Source organism: Nocardia sp. FBN12 (genome assembly GCF_050320175.1).
Lineage (GTDB): Bacteria > Actinomycetota > Actinomycetes > Mycobacteriales > Mycobacteriaceae > Nocardia.
The window spans coordinates 6,880,989-6,895,422 of sequence record NZ_CP190048.1 but is presented as its reverse complement, the minus strand read 5'-3'; the positions used below and the strand labels follow the sequence as shown (position 1 = coordinate 6,895,422).

The following is a 14,434-nucleotide window of genomic DNA, read 5'->3' as shown; positions in this document are numbered from 1 at the left end:
CTTCCTGACAGATCGAGGGTCTCATGAACGACGACTGGTCGGCGCCGACGTGGGCTTCCAACGACGCGTTGCGTGCGCAGATCGATTCGATGCTCGACACGTTCAACACGGAGAAGGCCGCCTTGCTCGACGCCCAGTCCCATGCCACGGAACTGGTAAGCGTGTGGTCGGCCGACGGCCTGGTCCGCGTCTCGGGCACGATCGCGGGCGTGTCAGAGGTCCATATCGCCGCGGACGCGTTCAAGAAGACGACGCCCGAGTCGTTGGGCAGCTCGGTCACCGAAGCCATTAGCGAACTGACGCGGCAGACCTCGCAGATCCAACAGCAGGCATTGAGTTCGCTGACCGGGTCGATGCCGGACCTGTCCGACCTGGTCCCCGGCGCCCCGAGCATGAAAGACCTCATCGCCCAGTTGACCCCGCCACCACCGCCGCTACCCGAGCCGGTCGTGGAGGCTGCACCCAGCCTCGTCGATGACACCGACGACGACGAAGGCGACTACTTCCGTAACCGGAGCTACCTGCGATGAGTTCGGTCAACGTCGACCCCGAAGCACTCCGTAACACCCAACCCGGGTTCGTCGCGGTCGCGTCCACGATCACCACCGCTGCCCAAGCCCTCGCTGCGGTCATCGCCGCCGAAGGTGAATGTTGGGGTGGCGACGAGATCGGTGCCGCGTTCGCCAAGAACTACACACCCGGTGTCGATCCCGGCCAAAAAGCGGTGACGGGGCTGGCGACTACGATGACCCAGTTGGGCCAGAACATGGTCACCGTCGCCGATACCTTCCAAGCCCAGGACACCACCCAGGCCGGCGCCATCGGTCAGGCAGGGGGTTCGCTGTAAATGGGTATCGAGATTCCCGGCGAGCTGCAATGGGTCGCGCAATACGTTCTCGGAGCAGGTGATTGGCCCGACGGTGACGAAACCGCGATGCGTCGGGTCGCTGATGGGTGGACCGCGATGGCCAACACCCTCAACACTGTCGACGACGACGCCGCGACAGTGTTGAACGTGGTGCTCTCGGCGATATCCGAAGGCGAAACCCACACCTCGATCCAGACCTTCCGCGACAAACTACTGTCCGGTGATCAAGCCACTTTTACCGCGGTCCGGCAGTGGTGTGAGAAGCAGGCCGAGCTGCTCGAAGACGGTGCCAACGATATCGAGCACACCAAACTCGTGATCATCGGCACGATGATCGTGACCGCGGTCTCGCTCGTCGCGGCCCTTGCGACCTCCTGGACCGGCGTCGGAGCGGCCGCCGGTGTCGCCGCACGAGTCGCGGCGCAAGTCGCGATCCGTACGGCGATAAAGCAACTCATCGCCCGCATGCTCACCCGTGGTGCCGCCAAAGCCGCGGCCCGACTTGCGTTGCGGGGCGCCGCGTTCGAAGCATTGGAAGAAGGTGGCGTCGACCTGGCCGCGCGGATGATCCAGGTCTCCAACGGCGACCGCACCGCGGACAAGTTCGGTTGGAAGGACTGGAGTCTGGCGACTGTCGGTGGTGCGGTCGGTGGTGCGGTCGGTGGTGTTCTGGGTGGTGGCACTGGCGCTCTCGGCGATGTCGCATCCTCTACCGCAGGCAAACTCGCAGGCAAGGTAGTCGGTGGCACGGTCACCGAACTAGGCGCTGACGTGTCGGCCCAAGTAGCCGCCGCCGGCGTCGGCGCGGCTTTGTACGATCGTGAATTCCAGCTCGATTTCGGCGTCGATACGTTCACCAGCGCTGGCGCGGGTGGTGTCCAGAGCGCAATCGAATCCGGTGGTCACGGCGGAAATGCCACGGCACCGACAGTTCCCGAGTTGGGCACCGAACCGCCTGGTGCGACATCCCCTACTGGGACTGACACGCCGTCAGAGGGCGGGAACCCGTCGCCGACCGACAACGGCAGCCCTGCTGATGGTGCCCCTACGACCCCGGCCGGAATCGACACCGAAAGCCCCACCGACGGCGCAGCCCCCACCACGCCGGCAGGAACCGACAACGGCAACCCAACGAACGGCGCGCCCACTACGCCAGCCGGAACCGACGGCGCCCCGACCGCACCGGCGGCCACAGGCGAACAGGGGACGGCGGGCAACGAGGCGCCCGCACCCCAGACCACCGCGCCCGATACTCCAACAATGGACGACCCTTCCGCTACTCCGAACAGCAACGGCGCGAACGGAACTCCGCCCACTAGCGACTCCGCACCATCCAACACCGACGGGACCACCGACTCCGCACCGCCTTCGACTCCGAACAGCCCGGCAGCCTCGGAGAACCCACCCGGCGACACCGAGCCATCCAGTCCGAACAACAGCCCTGCCGACACTCCCTCGACCGGCGACACGACCCAGTCGAACCCGAACACCAACGCGCCCAATGGAACACTCAGCCAGGGCGATGCGACACCATCGAGCGTCACTGACACGTCAACACCGACGAACAGCAACCCGCAGTCGACGAACCCGAGCACCGAAGCACCCGCCGACACATCCTCACCCAATCCGCCAAGCTCCACCGGATCAACACTTGATCTCCCCTCCCAGGACCGCCCAACCCAGGCGAGCGCTCCAGCCGACAACGCCCCCACCGAACAACAGAACCCGACCTCGGCTACCCCGAACGGCACCGGACAACCGAGCACCATCCCTACGACGCCCGCCAACCCTGAGTCGACATCGCCGGCACCCGCGGCAACTGCCGCCCCGGAGTCGACCCCCCAGCAATCGCCAACCTCTACTCCTGCTGCAACCACCAGCTCGCCGGCCACGACCTCCCAGCCGGCAACCCCGACGAACAGTCCGACGCACGCTCCTTCCGACACCACCCGCCCGTCCTCCACGGACACCTCGACAGCGACAACTCACACCGCGACTGCTCCCCAAACCACAAGCCCCACAACAACACCAGCCGCGTCGATCCCGCCGTCCACTGCTACACAGACATCAACGCCGGCACCCCCAGTAAGCCAAATTCCACCGTCAGCGTCATCGCCCAGATCGACCACGACACCCCCGGTAACCACCGGAACCCCGCCGACAGCTTCCGAAACGCGCCCAGCAACCAGCCCCGACAGTCGGCCGAGCTCCACCACGCTTGCCAACTCCGCCCAGACTGCACCGCAAAGCGGCACTCCCACAACAACTCCGACACCGGCTCCGACAACCCGATCACCCGACCCTGGTTACAGCCCCGATGCCCGACCCAGCCAGAGTCCGGGTACTCCCAGGACGCCTACTGTCGGGCCCGCGAATGTCCGGGGGACCGCACCAAATCCCGCTAACGGCCCCGCGCAGATGGCGCCTTCCCAGTCGTCGGCGCCTCCATCAAGTCCCACCCCCCAACAGATTCAGAATGCAAACCAGTCACGTATCGCCCGCGAGAGCCTGCGCCCGCAGCAGCCCGACGCCGGTGTTCAACCGGTCTCCGACCACAACGGTAATCGGCGCTTCATTGTTGGGCGCTACGCGACAGCACTCGGTGCTCCGGTATCGGTTCTGCGGATAACGGTTCGGATTATCGGCGGTGGCCACCTCAATTCCGCTGAGGTCAACGAATTGATCGAACGCGCTCAACTCGCCGTCGATCTGCATTTCAACGGCGGAAACCAGCTTTCCTCTGGCGACTGGGTGTTGGCAGACTTGGTTCCGCTTGCCGGACCCGGCATGTCCGACATGACGATTGATTTGACTCCGGGAAACCCTAACAGCGTCAACACTGCGGCAGACCTAGAGGCATTGACCACACTATTACGGCAACAGGTCGGCTTGCCGCCGAACAGCGGCTCCGTTCTTGACGCGAACGACCTTCAACAACTGAGTAACAACATCGGCAACGCGAATATACCGGGTCAGACTTCCCCTCCTACCTTGGATGAGGTCGATCATGGTCACCCGGGGCTGTACGACCGAACTGGGAATAGTGATCCGACCCCCGTAACTCCGCTTCAGGATCCTGCCGGATGGATCCAAAGGGTAAACCCGGGATATTCACACCTCCCCGGTACCAACAATAACTGCGGCGACTGCAGTCGTGCCTCCGAAATGAGATGGCGCGGTGTGGAGAACGAAGCTGGCCGCAGTACAAACCCGCCACAGGTCGGTGAACCAATGTCGTGCATGACAAGCTGGGAACGCGGCGAAAGGATCCCGGCGACCTTCCAAGAAATCCGGGATACACTTTCGCAACTCGGGCCGGGGGCGAGCGCTATCGTTGGCGTCGACTGGCACGGCGGCGGCGGTCACTGGTTCAACGCCTTCAACGTCGAAGGCACGCCGATGGCATCGGACTCGCAGAACTCCACAATCGAGCCGTGGCCGCCGACGGGCCAGGGCCTCGGGTTTGATGAGAGCGACGCAGTTTTTGTAGACGTGATGTACATCGATGCAAATGGAAACCATCTCAGAGAAAGTGAGCTCCCTTGATCAGCGAACCTGAGGCAAGAGAAATTGCCACCAAGTTTCTGGCTTCAGAAGACTTCACGCTCAGCGAGTTCGACGCCGGTTGGCGGGTCGTTCACACTTCTCCAGGCAGGGGTTCAGCCAGTCTTGTTATAGAACGGGAAACCGCCGATATCGTGAGCTTTCCATCCTCGGTACCCCCTCGTAGAATTGAGACCGGCTACGCTACCGTTCGACCCAAAGGGTGGCGCCACGAACCAGAACCTGAATAGGCGGTCGTTGCTCAGGGATCGGCTGTGCCAAGAATTCCGATGGTCGAGACTTTGCCGAATGGTGCTCTGCCCCGCGCATTCCCACGTTTTCGAGTGTGGTAGCTCGCTCCCCCCGGGGTTCGTGGGCGTGGTTCCATGCATGTGAATGCCTGAAGTTCTGTCGCCTCTCGGCGGTCCGTGATCGCGTTCCATCGAATTTCGACAGGGCTCACCGAGCGTTCCGCCGGCTCGTTCCTCGACTGGCACATCCAGCGCCTAGGCGAGATGTTCGGGCGAGATCTCACCGTTCTCGACCTTCGGCCGCCGAATGTTCCCAGGTCGTCAACCGCGTTGGCGCGAATCACTGTGGGAGTACCTGGTGAAGACTGCTTGTGATGGGATGGAACCGATCGGCTTCGGGGTGCGTCTAAGTTGATGTAGGCAGGTTACTGCCGTGTCCGACCAAGTAGGAGAGCTGTGCGAAGCGTTGTGGTGATGCGGGCTGTGGTCTGTGGTGTGGTCGGGGCGGCTGTGCTTGCGGGGTGCGGTGGGACCGAGGAGGGGTCGGCTGGGCCCACGACGACTGTGCGAGATCCGGACAGTATCGAGGTGTTCAATCCGTGCCGGGGGGCGTTGTCGGATGAGGTGCTGACGAGCGTCGGCCTCGACCCAGCCACAAAGGGCGTGCTCACTGACCCGCCAACGGGGCCCTCCGCGTGGCGGGTGTGTGACTGGATGCCACTCGATGACCGATACGGCTCCGGTAGCCGCAGCGTCAGCGTCTTCTCCACCAGCTTCACGCTGGACCAGGCTCGCAACAAAGAGTCTGCGACGGTCATCGGCGAGACCACGGTGAACTCTCGGGCGGGGCTGATCTCCAAGGAGAATTCGGACAATGAGAGTTGCTATGTTTCGTTTGAAGCGGAACAAGGCATGTTCGAGATCAATGTCGCATGGCTGAGTACCGAAGGATCGCACATCGGGGACACCTGCGAGATGGCAGCGAAGTACGCGGCAGCACTCGAGCCGCATCTGCCGAAATAGCAGCGGGGAGGAATCTAGATGTCACAGGACCACGCCACCTATTGGCGAAACATGAAGACACAGGCGGTCAATGGTGAGTTCAGGATCGAGGAAGACCTCGGCCAGGCTCTTGCAACCGTCGTGAGCCAATACATCACAGATCTCGAGCGACAGAGGGGCTACGCGCTGCGTCTCGACCGACTGACTGGTTGGGGCGGACTCCCGTCCGCCGAGACGATCCGCGCCAAGTACGAAGCCAAAGCAGTAGCAGGCGGCGCCGGTGACCCTAACGACTCCGCCGTCAAACGCCTCGACCAGCACATCGCCATCGCCCGCGACCAGCGCGACACCTTCCTCGCGGCGATCGGCAAACTACAAGCCGTCGACCAGCAGACCGCGGGCGCGCTCGGCGCGACGGGGGCGAGTATCTGATGGGGTTCTGGGGTGATGTCGGCGATGCCGGTGAGGCCGTCGGCGAATTCTTCGTCAGCGTGGGCACGCTGGGTGGTTTCAAGATCTGGGACAACCACAATCGGTCCGACAACGCCGACAACGAACGCAGCACGCTCGACAATGACGGCAAGCAGGCGTGGGAGGGCGACCGCAGCATCATCGGCGACGAAATGTCGAGGTTGCTGGCCGGCACAGCGGTGACCATGGAGGGAGAGAAGGTCTCCCCCGAGGCCTTCAGCACGTGGTCGCATCAGCAGATCTGGGATGCGTTGCGCGGCAAGGACGGCCAGCCCGGTGTCGATGCCGGCCAGATCAACGCCAGCGCGGACGCTTGGCGGCGCCTGACTACGGGAACCGAGACCGCGGTCAACAACTACCGAACGAGCTTCGAGCGCGTGTTGTCCGAGAAGTGGTCGGGCGCATCCGGAAACTCGGCGATCGATGGGGTGAAGAGCTACACCACCGAAGCCGCGAAGCTGCCCACCACATTCCAGATGGTCGCCAATGGCATCGACTACATGGAAGGTGTTCTCGGACAGGCGAAGATCGCCATTCCGAAGCCGGAGGAGGTTTCGACTTTCGACGAGTTCGTCAGCCATATCCCCGGCAACGGCGTGGTCAAAGCGGCAAAGCACCGCGCGAATGAAGCCGAGGAAGACGCACGGCTCTTCATGATCGGCACCTACCAGCCCGGCTCGATCACCGTCGACAGACAGACTCCGATTCTGCCCCTGCCCCACAACAACATCGGCGACCCGGGCAGCGTCCCCGGCACCGGAAACAACGGCGACACCGGTGGTTCCAACGGCAATACCGGCGGCAACAATGGTGGCAACCCGGCTACGGACACCGCTGGTACGCAACAGGATCCGGCCGCCACGTCGCCGCAGTCGACCGACCCCGGTGACGATCAGAACGAAGACGAGACCGGCGACGACTCCACCGAGCCGAGCGCGACCGACCCAGCCGCAACCACGCCCGCCGCGACCACACCAGTTGGAACCGGCACCCCGACCACGCCCGGCGGCGGATCACCCGGTACAGGATCACCGGGTTCGGGCTCACCCGGATCAGGTGTGCCGAACGGCGGCACACCAGGCGCCGCCGTGCCTGGAACTCCCGGCGGTGCGGGCGCGGCAGCAGGGGCGGCGGGTAACCGCGCCGGAGCAGGCAGCGCCGCAGGCGGTAGGGGCATGGGTGGCATGCCCGGCATGATGGGCGGCGGCCGTGGTGGCGGCAAAGGCGAGGACGACAGCGAGCACGCCATTCCGGACTACCTCATCCAGGATCGGGAAGACGAGCTCATCGGGCTGCTTCCGCCGACCCTGCCGCCAGGTGGGGTGATCGGCGCGTGAGCTGGAACCAAGCGCCGGCTATCGCGGATCGACACACGAGTTGGCAGCTCGACCCGCACGCGTTCGCTGTCGGGTTCGAAGCCCATGGCCGCGACCGCCTGCCCTACCCGCTGACCTTCCGACCCGAATTCGCCGAGACCAACGAGATCCACCAGGAGCGGCGCGAAGCAGCCTTCGCCAGGCTGCGACAGGTCTACGACGACGGTCTGCACAAGGTGTTCCGTGCTCTGCTCGAGCCTGAGGTTCGCGTCGAGATCGAGGGATTACACGGGCCTGGTCAGTCCGAGGCCGTCCGCGCGTATGCGGGAATCATCGAGGACCACGCGGCTTTGGCGGTCCAAGCATCAGGTCCCACCCGCGAGCAAGGCGGGGATATCACCTTGAGCATCGTGCCACTGCCAGAGCTGGCAGCCGCCATCGTCGCGAAACTTCCTCGTGCACATGGTGGTTCGACGCCACGCTTCGAAGGCCGTCGCAGCGACCTCGACACCGCCACCTACGCCCGCCACCCCACCCGCCTCTCCCCCGCCGAACAGACGCAACGATTCTTCCGTCGCCCCCGCACCGGCACCGGCGAAATCACCGTCTACCCAGGCTTCCAGGTGGACTCGCGCCCCACCACCGACGGCAAAGCCTTCCTCTGGCTGGACTACCCGACCGACGGCCGCTACCTCATCCAGCACCACGACGCCGACAACTTCACCGTCATCCCCGGCCCACCCGCCGAACTCCAACACCGCCTGGCCAACCACATCGCCATGTTCACCGAGCGCCGATAAGGGGTAATGCCCACATTTGGCGGTATCATCGACGTTACTATCATCAATGATACTAAGGGGTGCGATGGACTTCGTCGGGCGATGGCACGAGTTGCACACCTTGGGCGCCGCCCTGTCCGGCATCCGCTCCGCGATCGGAACCTCGAAACCGGGGTGTTGCCTGATCCTTCGCGGCCGTCGCCGTATCGGTAAGTCTGCAATGATCGAGGAGTTCACCCAGCGCAGCGGTGTGCCAAATGTCTTCTACACCAGCGAGATCGGACTCGGAACCGACCCGTTGGCCGAGTTCTCCGACACGGTCGCGCATTCCTCGCTGCCCGATGCCGAGATCTTCGGCGAGGCACTTCCGGCCAACTGGACCGCAGCCCTTCGGCAGCTCGCCGGCATTCTGCCCGACGGTGAGCCGAGTATCGTCGTTCTCGACGAGCTGCCCTACCTGATGGACGATTCCGGCGCGTTCGAGAGTGTCTTGCAACGCGCGTGGGACCGCGAACTGTGCCGCAAACCGGTGCTGTTGATCCTGATCGGTTCCGATCTCGCCATGATGGCCGCGCTCACGTCGTATGGGCGCCCGTTTCATCAGCGCGGCACCGAGATGCGCTTGGGCCCGCTCAATCCTGCCGATGTGGCTGTCATGACCGGCTCCGATGCCGCGGTAGCCTTCGATGCCACCCTCATCACCGGCGGACTGCCCATCATTTGCGCGCGATGGCGTGCTGGCGAGGGCGTGTGGGAGTTCTTGATGAGAGAACTGGCCGACCCGGTCAGTCCGCTGATCGTCTCCGCGCAGCTGTCCCTGGCGGCCGAGTTCCCCGATCAGACGTTGGCGCGCCGAGTTCTCTCTGCGATCGGCAGCGGCGAACGAACGTTCACCAATATCGCCCGTGCCGCCGGCGGTCTGGCCGGTACGAGCCTCACGCGTGCCCTGACCCTGCTGGTAGACAAAGGAATCGTGGCCGCGGAACTACCGATCAGCCTCACCTCATCGAAGGAACGCCGCTACCGGATCACCGACTCCTACCTACGGTTCTGGCTCACCTTTCTCGGCCCCTATCTGCCCGAACTGGATCGCCTGCGCAGCGACTTGACTGTGGATCGGATTCGCCGCGGATGGACGAGTTGGCGCGGGCGCGCGGTGGAACCGCTGGTCCGCGACTCGCTCGCCAGGATCCTCCCGGCCCAAGGCATCCCCGCCGTCCCCGCCATCGGCGGGTATTGGACTCGCACCAACGACGTGGAAATCGACATCGTCGGCGCCGATCGGGAACCGGTCGCGAAGGAGCTCGCCTTTCTCGGTTCCATCAAGTGGCTCGAGAACTCACCCTTCGACCTCCACGACCTCACCGCACTGCAAAACCACCGCTTCCGGCTGACCGATGACCCCATCCCTTTGATCGCCGTCAGCCGCTCCGGCATCTCCACCGACCACCTTGCCGCCTCCTTCACCCCCGACGACCTGATCGCGGCGTGGCGGCGTCCATGAAGCCGGCGGCGGCGTGGTCGCCTACCCGTCTACTACGTCGGCGAGCGTGCTGACCGCCTGCTCCCAGAGTTCGGCGAAGCGCGCGGCCTTGTCTTCGGTGAACAGGGATGCGCTCCAGCGGAAGTTGGTGGTCAGAGCTGGGCCTTCGGGGGTGGTGCCGATGCCTGCGATGACGTCTATCGCGTAGCGCAGGGGAAGGTCGGGTTCAGGGTCGAGCGGTAGAGCTTGGTCATGCTTGCCGACCAGGAGGGACCAGGGGTCGGATTCGTTGCCGCTGAGGTCGATTCGGCCGAGGTAGTTGAACTCGACCTGCGGCTCGGCGGCCGTGTGAAGTTCTGCGGCGCGGTTGACATAGCGGAGTAGTCCGTAATCGAGCCCCTGGTTGGGTATTTCGCGCAGATGGGTCGAGACCGAGTCGAGCAGTGCGCGGGCCGCCGCTGGGTCCGCTTGTGCGCGTGCGACATCCACCGCGTTGGCACCGACGCCGAGGCGGACGGGGAACACGCTGGTGAACCAGCCGAGGGTGTTGGCCGTGTCGGTGCCGAGGGTGGTGTCGGCACGGCCGTGGCCTTCCATGGCGATCAATGCGCCTGCGGCCGGGTCATTTCCGTTGTCCGCGTGCAGCGAGGTCATGGTCATGGTGAGGGCGGTGAGGAGGAATTCGCGAACACCCTCGTCCTTGCCGACGCGGTTGAGCAGGCGTTCGGTGACCGCCACGGGGGTCGAGACGGTACTGACGCGCAGGCTCGACCAGGTGTCGGTGGTCGGCGCGGGGTGCCGGGAGCCGAGTGCGGCATCAGGCTGGCGGACCTGAGTGGACCAGTAGTCGCGCTGGGCAAGGACTTCCGGCTCCGAGGCGCGCTGCCACATGGCCGCGGACCACTGCCGGTAGGAGGTGAACTCGGGCAGCGCCTTCGGTGTCACGCCCGCTTGGATCTGCTGCCAGGCGGCGGCGAGGGCGTCGAGCATTATGTGCCAGGACACGACGTCGACCGCGAGGTGGTGGATCGTCAGTAGGAGCATGTCGGCACCTTGGAACCACACCGCACGCACCATGTCACCCGCGCGGGGATCGATGGCGTCGTTGGCGATCCGCGCGAATTCGGTGATAGCCGAGTCGACTTCGGCACCGGCGAGATCGCGGGGTGCTTCGATCAACAGGTCGGCGGCGTTCACCGCACCAGGCGCGCGGGTGACCAGACGCGGGCCGTCCGTCGTGTCGGTGAGGACGGCGCGCAGGGTGTCGTGCGCGTCGAGCAGCGACTGGATGGTGGATTCCAGTGCGGCGCGGTCGATTCCGGCGGGCAGGCGCAGCAGTGCGGCCTGGGTGAAGCGGCGGTAGTTGCCGTATTCGTACATCCAGGAGACCACCGGCAGCGGCGGGACCAAACCGTAGGCGTCTTCTCCGGATTGCGCTGCGGCGACCGGTGCGTCGTCGACGGCAGCGGCGAGCTCGCGAATAGTCGGGCAGGCCAGCACCATTCGCGGGTTGAGGGCGAGGCTGCGGCGGCGGGCCTTGTTGACGAGGGAGATCGCGACGATGCTGTCGACGCCGAGTTCGTAGAAGTCGGCGTCGATTCCTGGGGCGCGGCCGTCGAAGAGTTCGGCGAAGAGCTCACTCAGCGCGATCTCGGTAGGCGTCTCGGCCGCCGCGTTGTTGTCGGCGACCGAAAGCGACTGCTCGGCGAGCTCGTTCAGCGCGTGACTGTCGAGTTTGCCGTTGACGTTCACCGGCAGCTGGTCCATCACGACGATGCGCGCGGGAATCATGTACGCGGGCAGGCGTTGTGCGAGATCAGCGCGCACCCGGCCGACGATCACGGCGCGACCGGCCTTGCCGACGACGAAGCCGACCAGCGACGCGCCACCGGCGCGGCGTACGACGGTCACCGCGGCGGTGTCGATATCGGCGGAGCGCCGCAGCGCGGTCTCGATCTCGCCGACCTCGATGCGATAGCCGCGCACCTTCACCTGGGCGTCGGCGCGGCCGAGGTAGCCGAACCGGCCACCGGGAAGCCTGCGTACGAGGTCACCGGTGCGGTACATGCGCTCGCCAGGGCGGGTGGGGTCGGCGATGAAACGGTCCGCGGTGATGGCGGGTTTGCCGAGATAGCCGCGGGCCAGCTGCACACCGGACAGGTAGAGCTCGCCGACGATGCCCTGCGGGACCGGGCGCAACCGGGAGTCGAGGACGTAGCCGACCATGCCGCCGTTGGCGGTGCCGATCGTCGGGATCTCCGAGGTGGCGACCGGTGCGACCACGGCTTCGACGGTGGTCTCGGTGGGGCCGTAGCAGTTGTACACAGCCGTCCCGGGCAGGGCGCGCAGTCGCGCCCACAGGGCGGTGTCGATGGCCTCGCCGCCGAGGGCGAGCACCGGCAGTTCGCGGTCGAGCAGGCCCGCTGCCGCCAGCTGGGCGAGCATCGACGGGGTCGTGTCGATCATGTCGATGTCGAATTCGGCTATCCCGGAGACGATTCGGTGCGCGTCGCGCATCTCCTCGGCGTCGAACAGGTGCAGGGCCTGGCCGGCGAAGAAGCCGACCATCGGCTGCCAGGAGGCATCGAAGCCGAGCGACCAGGCGTGGGCGATCCGCAGAGGGCGGCCGAGCTTCTCCGTGGCCGGGCGGTAGAAACGCTCCAGGTGATCGGCGAAATATCCCGCCAGCGCGGCATTCGTGCCGACGACACCCTTGGGTTCGCCGGTCGAACCGGAGGTGAAGATGATGTAGGCGCTGTGGTCGAGTTCGCGGCGCACTGCGGGGGCCTGTGCCGACCGGGCCGCGATCCGCTCTACGACGGCAGCCTCGTCGAGCGCCAACACCTGGACCACTCGCCGATCGGCCGATGTCGAGGTGACACCGGCAATCGCGCCGTCGCCGGCCGAATTGTGCCCAGCTGCCACGGCGGCGTCTGCGATTGTCACGGCGAAAGGCGCAGTGCCGTGCCCACGGTCCACAGACGATGTGTCGATGGTTGCGTTGTCGAGCAGGGCACGGTCTGCCCCGAGGAGCACAGCGAGCGTCGGGTTCGATTGGCGCAGGATGGATTCGATGCGGCCAACCGGCAGGGAGATGTCCACGGGGACGTAGGCAGCACCCGCGGCGAACGTCGCCAGGATGGCGATGATCGAGCGGGTGCCGCGTGGGAGCATCAGCGCGACAACGGTTTCCGGGCCGACACCGTGATCGGCGAACTCCCCCGCCAACCGGCAGGCCTCGTCATGCAACTCACGGTAGGTGAAAACCTCACCGGCGGTGGTGGTGAGGGCGATCGCGTCCGGGGTGGCGGTGGTCTGCTGCTCGAACAGTTCCCACGGGGCGGCGGTGGGAGCCGGGGTGATATCCGTTGCCTCGCTCAGGAGTTCGGCATGCTCGGCCTCGGTGAGCAGGTCGATCGCCTCGGTGGTCGCGGTGGCGTCGAGGGTGGACAGGGTGCGCAGGATGGTGAGCATGCGCGCGCCGAGGTCGGCGGGATCGAGGTGGCCGAGGAGGGCGGGGATCGCTTCGACGAGGACGAGGAGTTCGCCGTCACTCAGATGGGAGACGACCGTGAGCGGGTAGTGGGCGAGGCTTTCCATCTCGATCGGGCGGAACTGGGCACCGTCGGGAGTGGTGACCGTCTGAATGGCGTCGTCGATGGGGGCGTTCTCGAAGACGAACAGGGTGTCGAACAGGGCGCCGTGGCCCGCCGCACGCTGCAGGGTCGACAGGCTGAGGTAGCCGATGTCGCGCATGGTGGACGAATCACGTTGCAGGCGTGCGCATTGCGCGACAACCGGCTCGGTGGGATCGATGCGGTGCACCACCGGCACGGTGTTGATGAACAGGCCGACCATGCCTTCGACGCCGGTCAGCTTCTCGGGGCGACCGGAGATGGTGGTGCCGTAGACGACATCGCGGCGATCGGTGATGCGGCTCAGCAGCAGCGTCCAGGCGAACTGCACGGCCGTATTGAGCGTCATGCCGTTGGCCCGCGCCCACTGCTGGAGCCGCTCGGTCTCCCCGGCGGAGAGCCGGAGCCGCGTGGTCTGGGGAACACCGGCACCCCCGGTGCCGTCGGCCAGCACCAGCGGTGCGCTGACCTGCCGCAGGTACTCGGCCCAGCGGCGGGCCGCGGCGTCGTGGTCCTGGGCGCCGAGCCAGCCGATGTAGTCACGGTAGGGGCGCGGCGCGGCAAGGCCGTCGAGGGTGCCGCCCGCCCGATAGACCGCGAGCAGCTCCTGGAAGAAGACCGCGACCGCCCACCCGTCCATCAGGATGTGGTGCGCGGTGAGGATCATCCGCCTGCGCGGCTCGGGCGCGTCGGTGACGTCGAGCAGCAGCACGCGCAGGGCGGGCCCGCGGCTCAGCACGAACGGCACGCGCCGCTCGGATTCGGCGATCGAGTCGAATTCCGTTGAGTGCGCGGCACGTTCGGCCCACGGCAGTTCGGCGTGCGAGGGAATGATCTGCACCGGCTTGGGCACATCGGTGTCCCAGAACGCGGCACGCAGGTTCGGATGCCGGTCCAGCATGGCCTGCGCGCTGCGACGCAGCAGCTCGGTGTCGAGCGGGCCGTCGATGTCGACCACGAACTGCATCGTGTACAGGTCGATCTCGGTGCCCGTAAGCCGGGAGAGGGAGAACAGTCCCTCCTGCAGCGGGCTCAGCGCGAGTACGTCTTCGATCTGCGGCGCACTCATGCTGCGTCCTCTCCTAG

General features: G+C 65.7%; 9 protein-coding genes. 8 read left to right on the top strand and 1 reads right to left on the bottom strand.

The features are described from left to right. Positions 1–23: 23 nt before the first annotated feature. From ACQHI0_RS32405 to ACQHI0_RS32370, 8 genes are all read left to right on the top strand, one after another. The gene (locus tag ACQHI0_RS32405) at positions 24–530 is read left to right on the top strand and encodes a YbaB/EbfC family nucleoid-associated protein (RefSeq protein ID WP_427905507.1); all 507 of its coding nucleotides are present in this window, start codon (positions 24–26) and stop codon (positions 528–530) included. Beyond that, the gene (locus ACQHI0_RS32400) at positions 527–847 is read left to right on the top strand and encodes a type VII secretion target (RefSeq protein ID WP_427905506.1); all 321 of its coding nucleotides are present in this window, start codon (positions 527–529) and stop codon (positions 845–847) included. The genes ACQHI0_RS32405 and ACQHI0_RS32400 overlap by 4 nt, the downstream gene beginning before the upstream one ends. Then, positions 848–4,414, top strand: coding sequence for a toxin glutamine deamidase domain-containing protein (locus ACQHI0_RS32395; RefSeq protein WP_427905505.1), 3,567 nt, complete (start codon positions 848–850; stop codon positions 4,412–4,414). It begins immediately after the preceding gene. A 722-nt stretch (positions 4,415–5,136) separates the two neighbouring features. Continuing rightward, positions 5,137–5,685 (top strand): DUF3558 domain-containing protein, encoded by a 549-nt coding sequence (locus ACQHI0_RS32390; RefSeq protein ID WP_427905504.1) that lies wholly within the window; start codon positions 5,137–5,139, stop codon positions 5,683–5,685. An 18-nt stretch (positions 5,686–5,703) separates the two neighbouring features. Beyond that, a complete protein-coding gene (locus ACQHI0_RS32385) occupies positions 5,704–6,096 on the top strand; it encodes a hypothetical protein (protein WP_427905503.1) in 393 nt (130 codons plus the stop codon). Continuing rightward, positions 6,096–7,472 (top strand): PPE domain-containing protein, encoded by a 1,377-nt coding sequence (locus ACQHI0_RS32380; RefSeq protein ID WP_427905502.1) that lies wholly within the window; start codon positions 6,096–6,098, stop codon positions 7,470–7,472. The genes ACQHI0_RS32385 and ACQHI0_RS32380 overlap by 1 nt, the downstream gene beginning before the upstream one ends. Continuing rightward, positions 7,469–8,251 carry an ESX secretion-associated protein EspG gene (locus ACQHI0_RS32375; RefSeq protein WP_427905501.1) on the top strand — a complete coding sequence of 261 codons (783 nt, stop codon included), beginning with the start codon at positions 7,469–7,471 and terminating at the stop codon, positions 8,249–8,251. Before ACQHI0_RS32380 ends, ACQHI0_RS32375 begins: the two co-directional genes overlap by 4 nt. 16 nt (positions 8,252–8,267) lie before the next feature. Then, complete coding sequence (locus ACQHI0_RS32370) at positions 8,268–9,734, top strand: ATP-binding protein (protein ID WP_427905500.1); 1,467 nt, start codon at positions 8,268–8,270, stop codon at positions 9,732–9,734. 21 nt (positions 9,735–9,755) lie between these two features. On the opposite strand, the gene ACQHI0_RS32365 is transcribed toward ACQHI0_RS32370, so the two are convergent. Further along, entirely contained in the window at positions 9,756–14,417 is a 4,662-nt protein-coding gene (locus ACQHI0_RS32365) for an amino acid adenylation domain-containing protein (protein ID WP_427905499.1), read from the bottom strand. Between the last annotated feature and the right edge of the window lie 17 nt (positions 14,418–14,434).

What these genes read in the sequence shown, in the direction of transcription:
- ACQHI0_RS32405 (WP_427905507.1), top strand. Translation starts at nt 24, where the DNA reads ATGAACGACGACTGGTCGGCGCCGACGTGGGCTTCCAACGACGCGTTG.
- ACQHI0_RS32400 (WP_427905506.1), top strand. Translation starts at nt 527, where the DNA reads ATGAGTTCGGTCAACGTCGACCCCGAAGCACTCCGTAACACCCAACCC.
- ACQHI0_RS32395 (WP_427905505.1), top strand. Translation starts at nt 848, where the DNA reads ATGGGTATCGAGATTCCCGGCGAGCTGCAATGGGTCGCGCAATACGTT.
- ACQHI0_RS32390 (WP_427905504.1), top strand. Translation starts at nt 5,137, where the DNA reads ATGCGGGCTGTGGTCTGTGGTGTGGTCGGGGCGGCTGTGCTTGCGGGG.
- ACQHI0_RS32385 (WP_427905503.1), top strand. Translation starts at nt 5,704, where the DNA reads ATGTCACAGGACCACGCCACCTATTGGCGAAACATGAAGACACAGGCG.
- ACQHI0_RS32380 (WP_427905502.1), top strand. Translation starts at nt 6,096, where the DNA reads ATGGGGTTCTGGGGTGATGTCGGCGATGCCGGTGAGGCCGTCGGCGAA.
- ACQHI0_RS32365 (WP_427905499.1), bottom strand. Translation starts at nt 14,417, where the DNA reads ATGAGTGCGCCGCAGATCGAAGACGTACTCGCGCTGAGCCCGCTGCAG.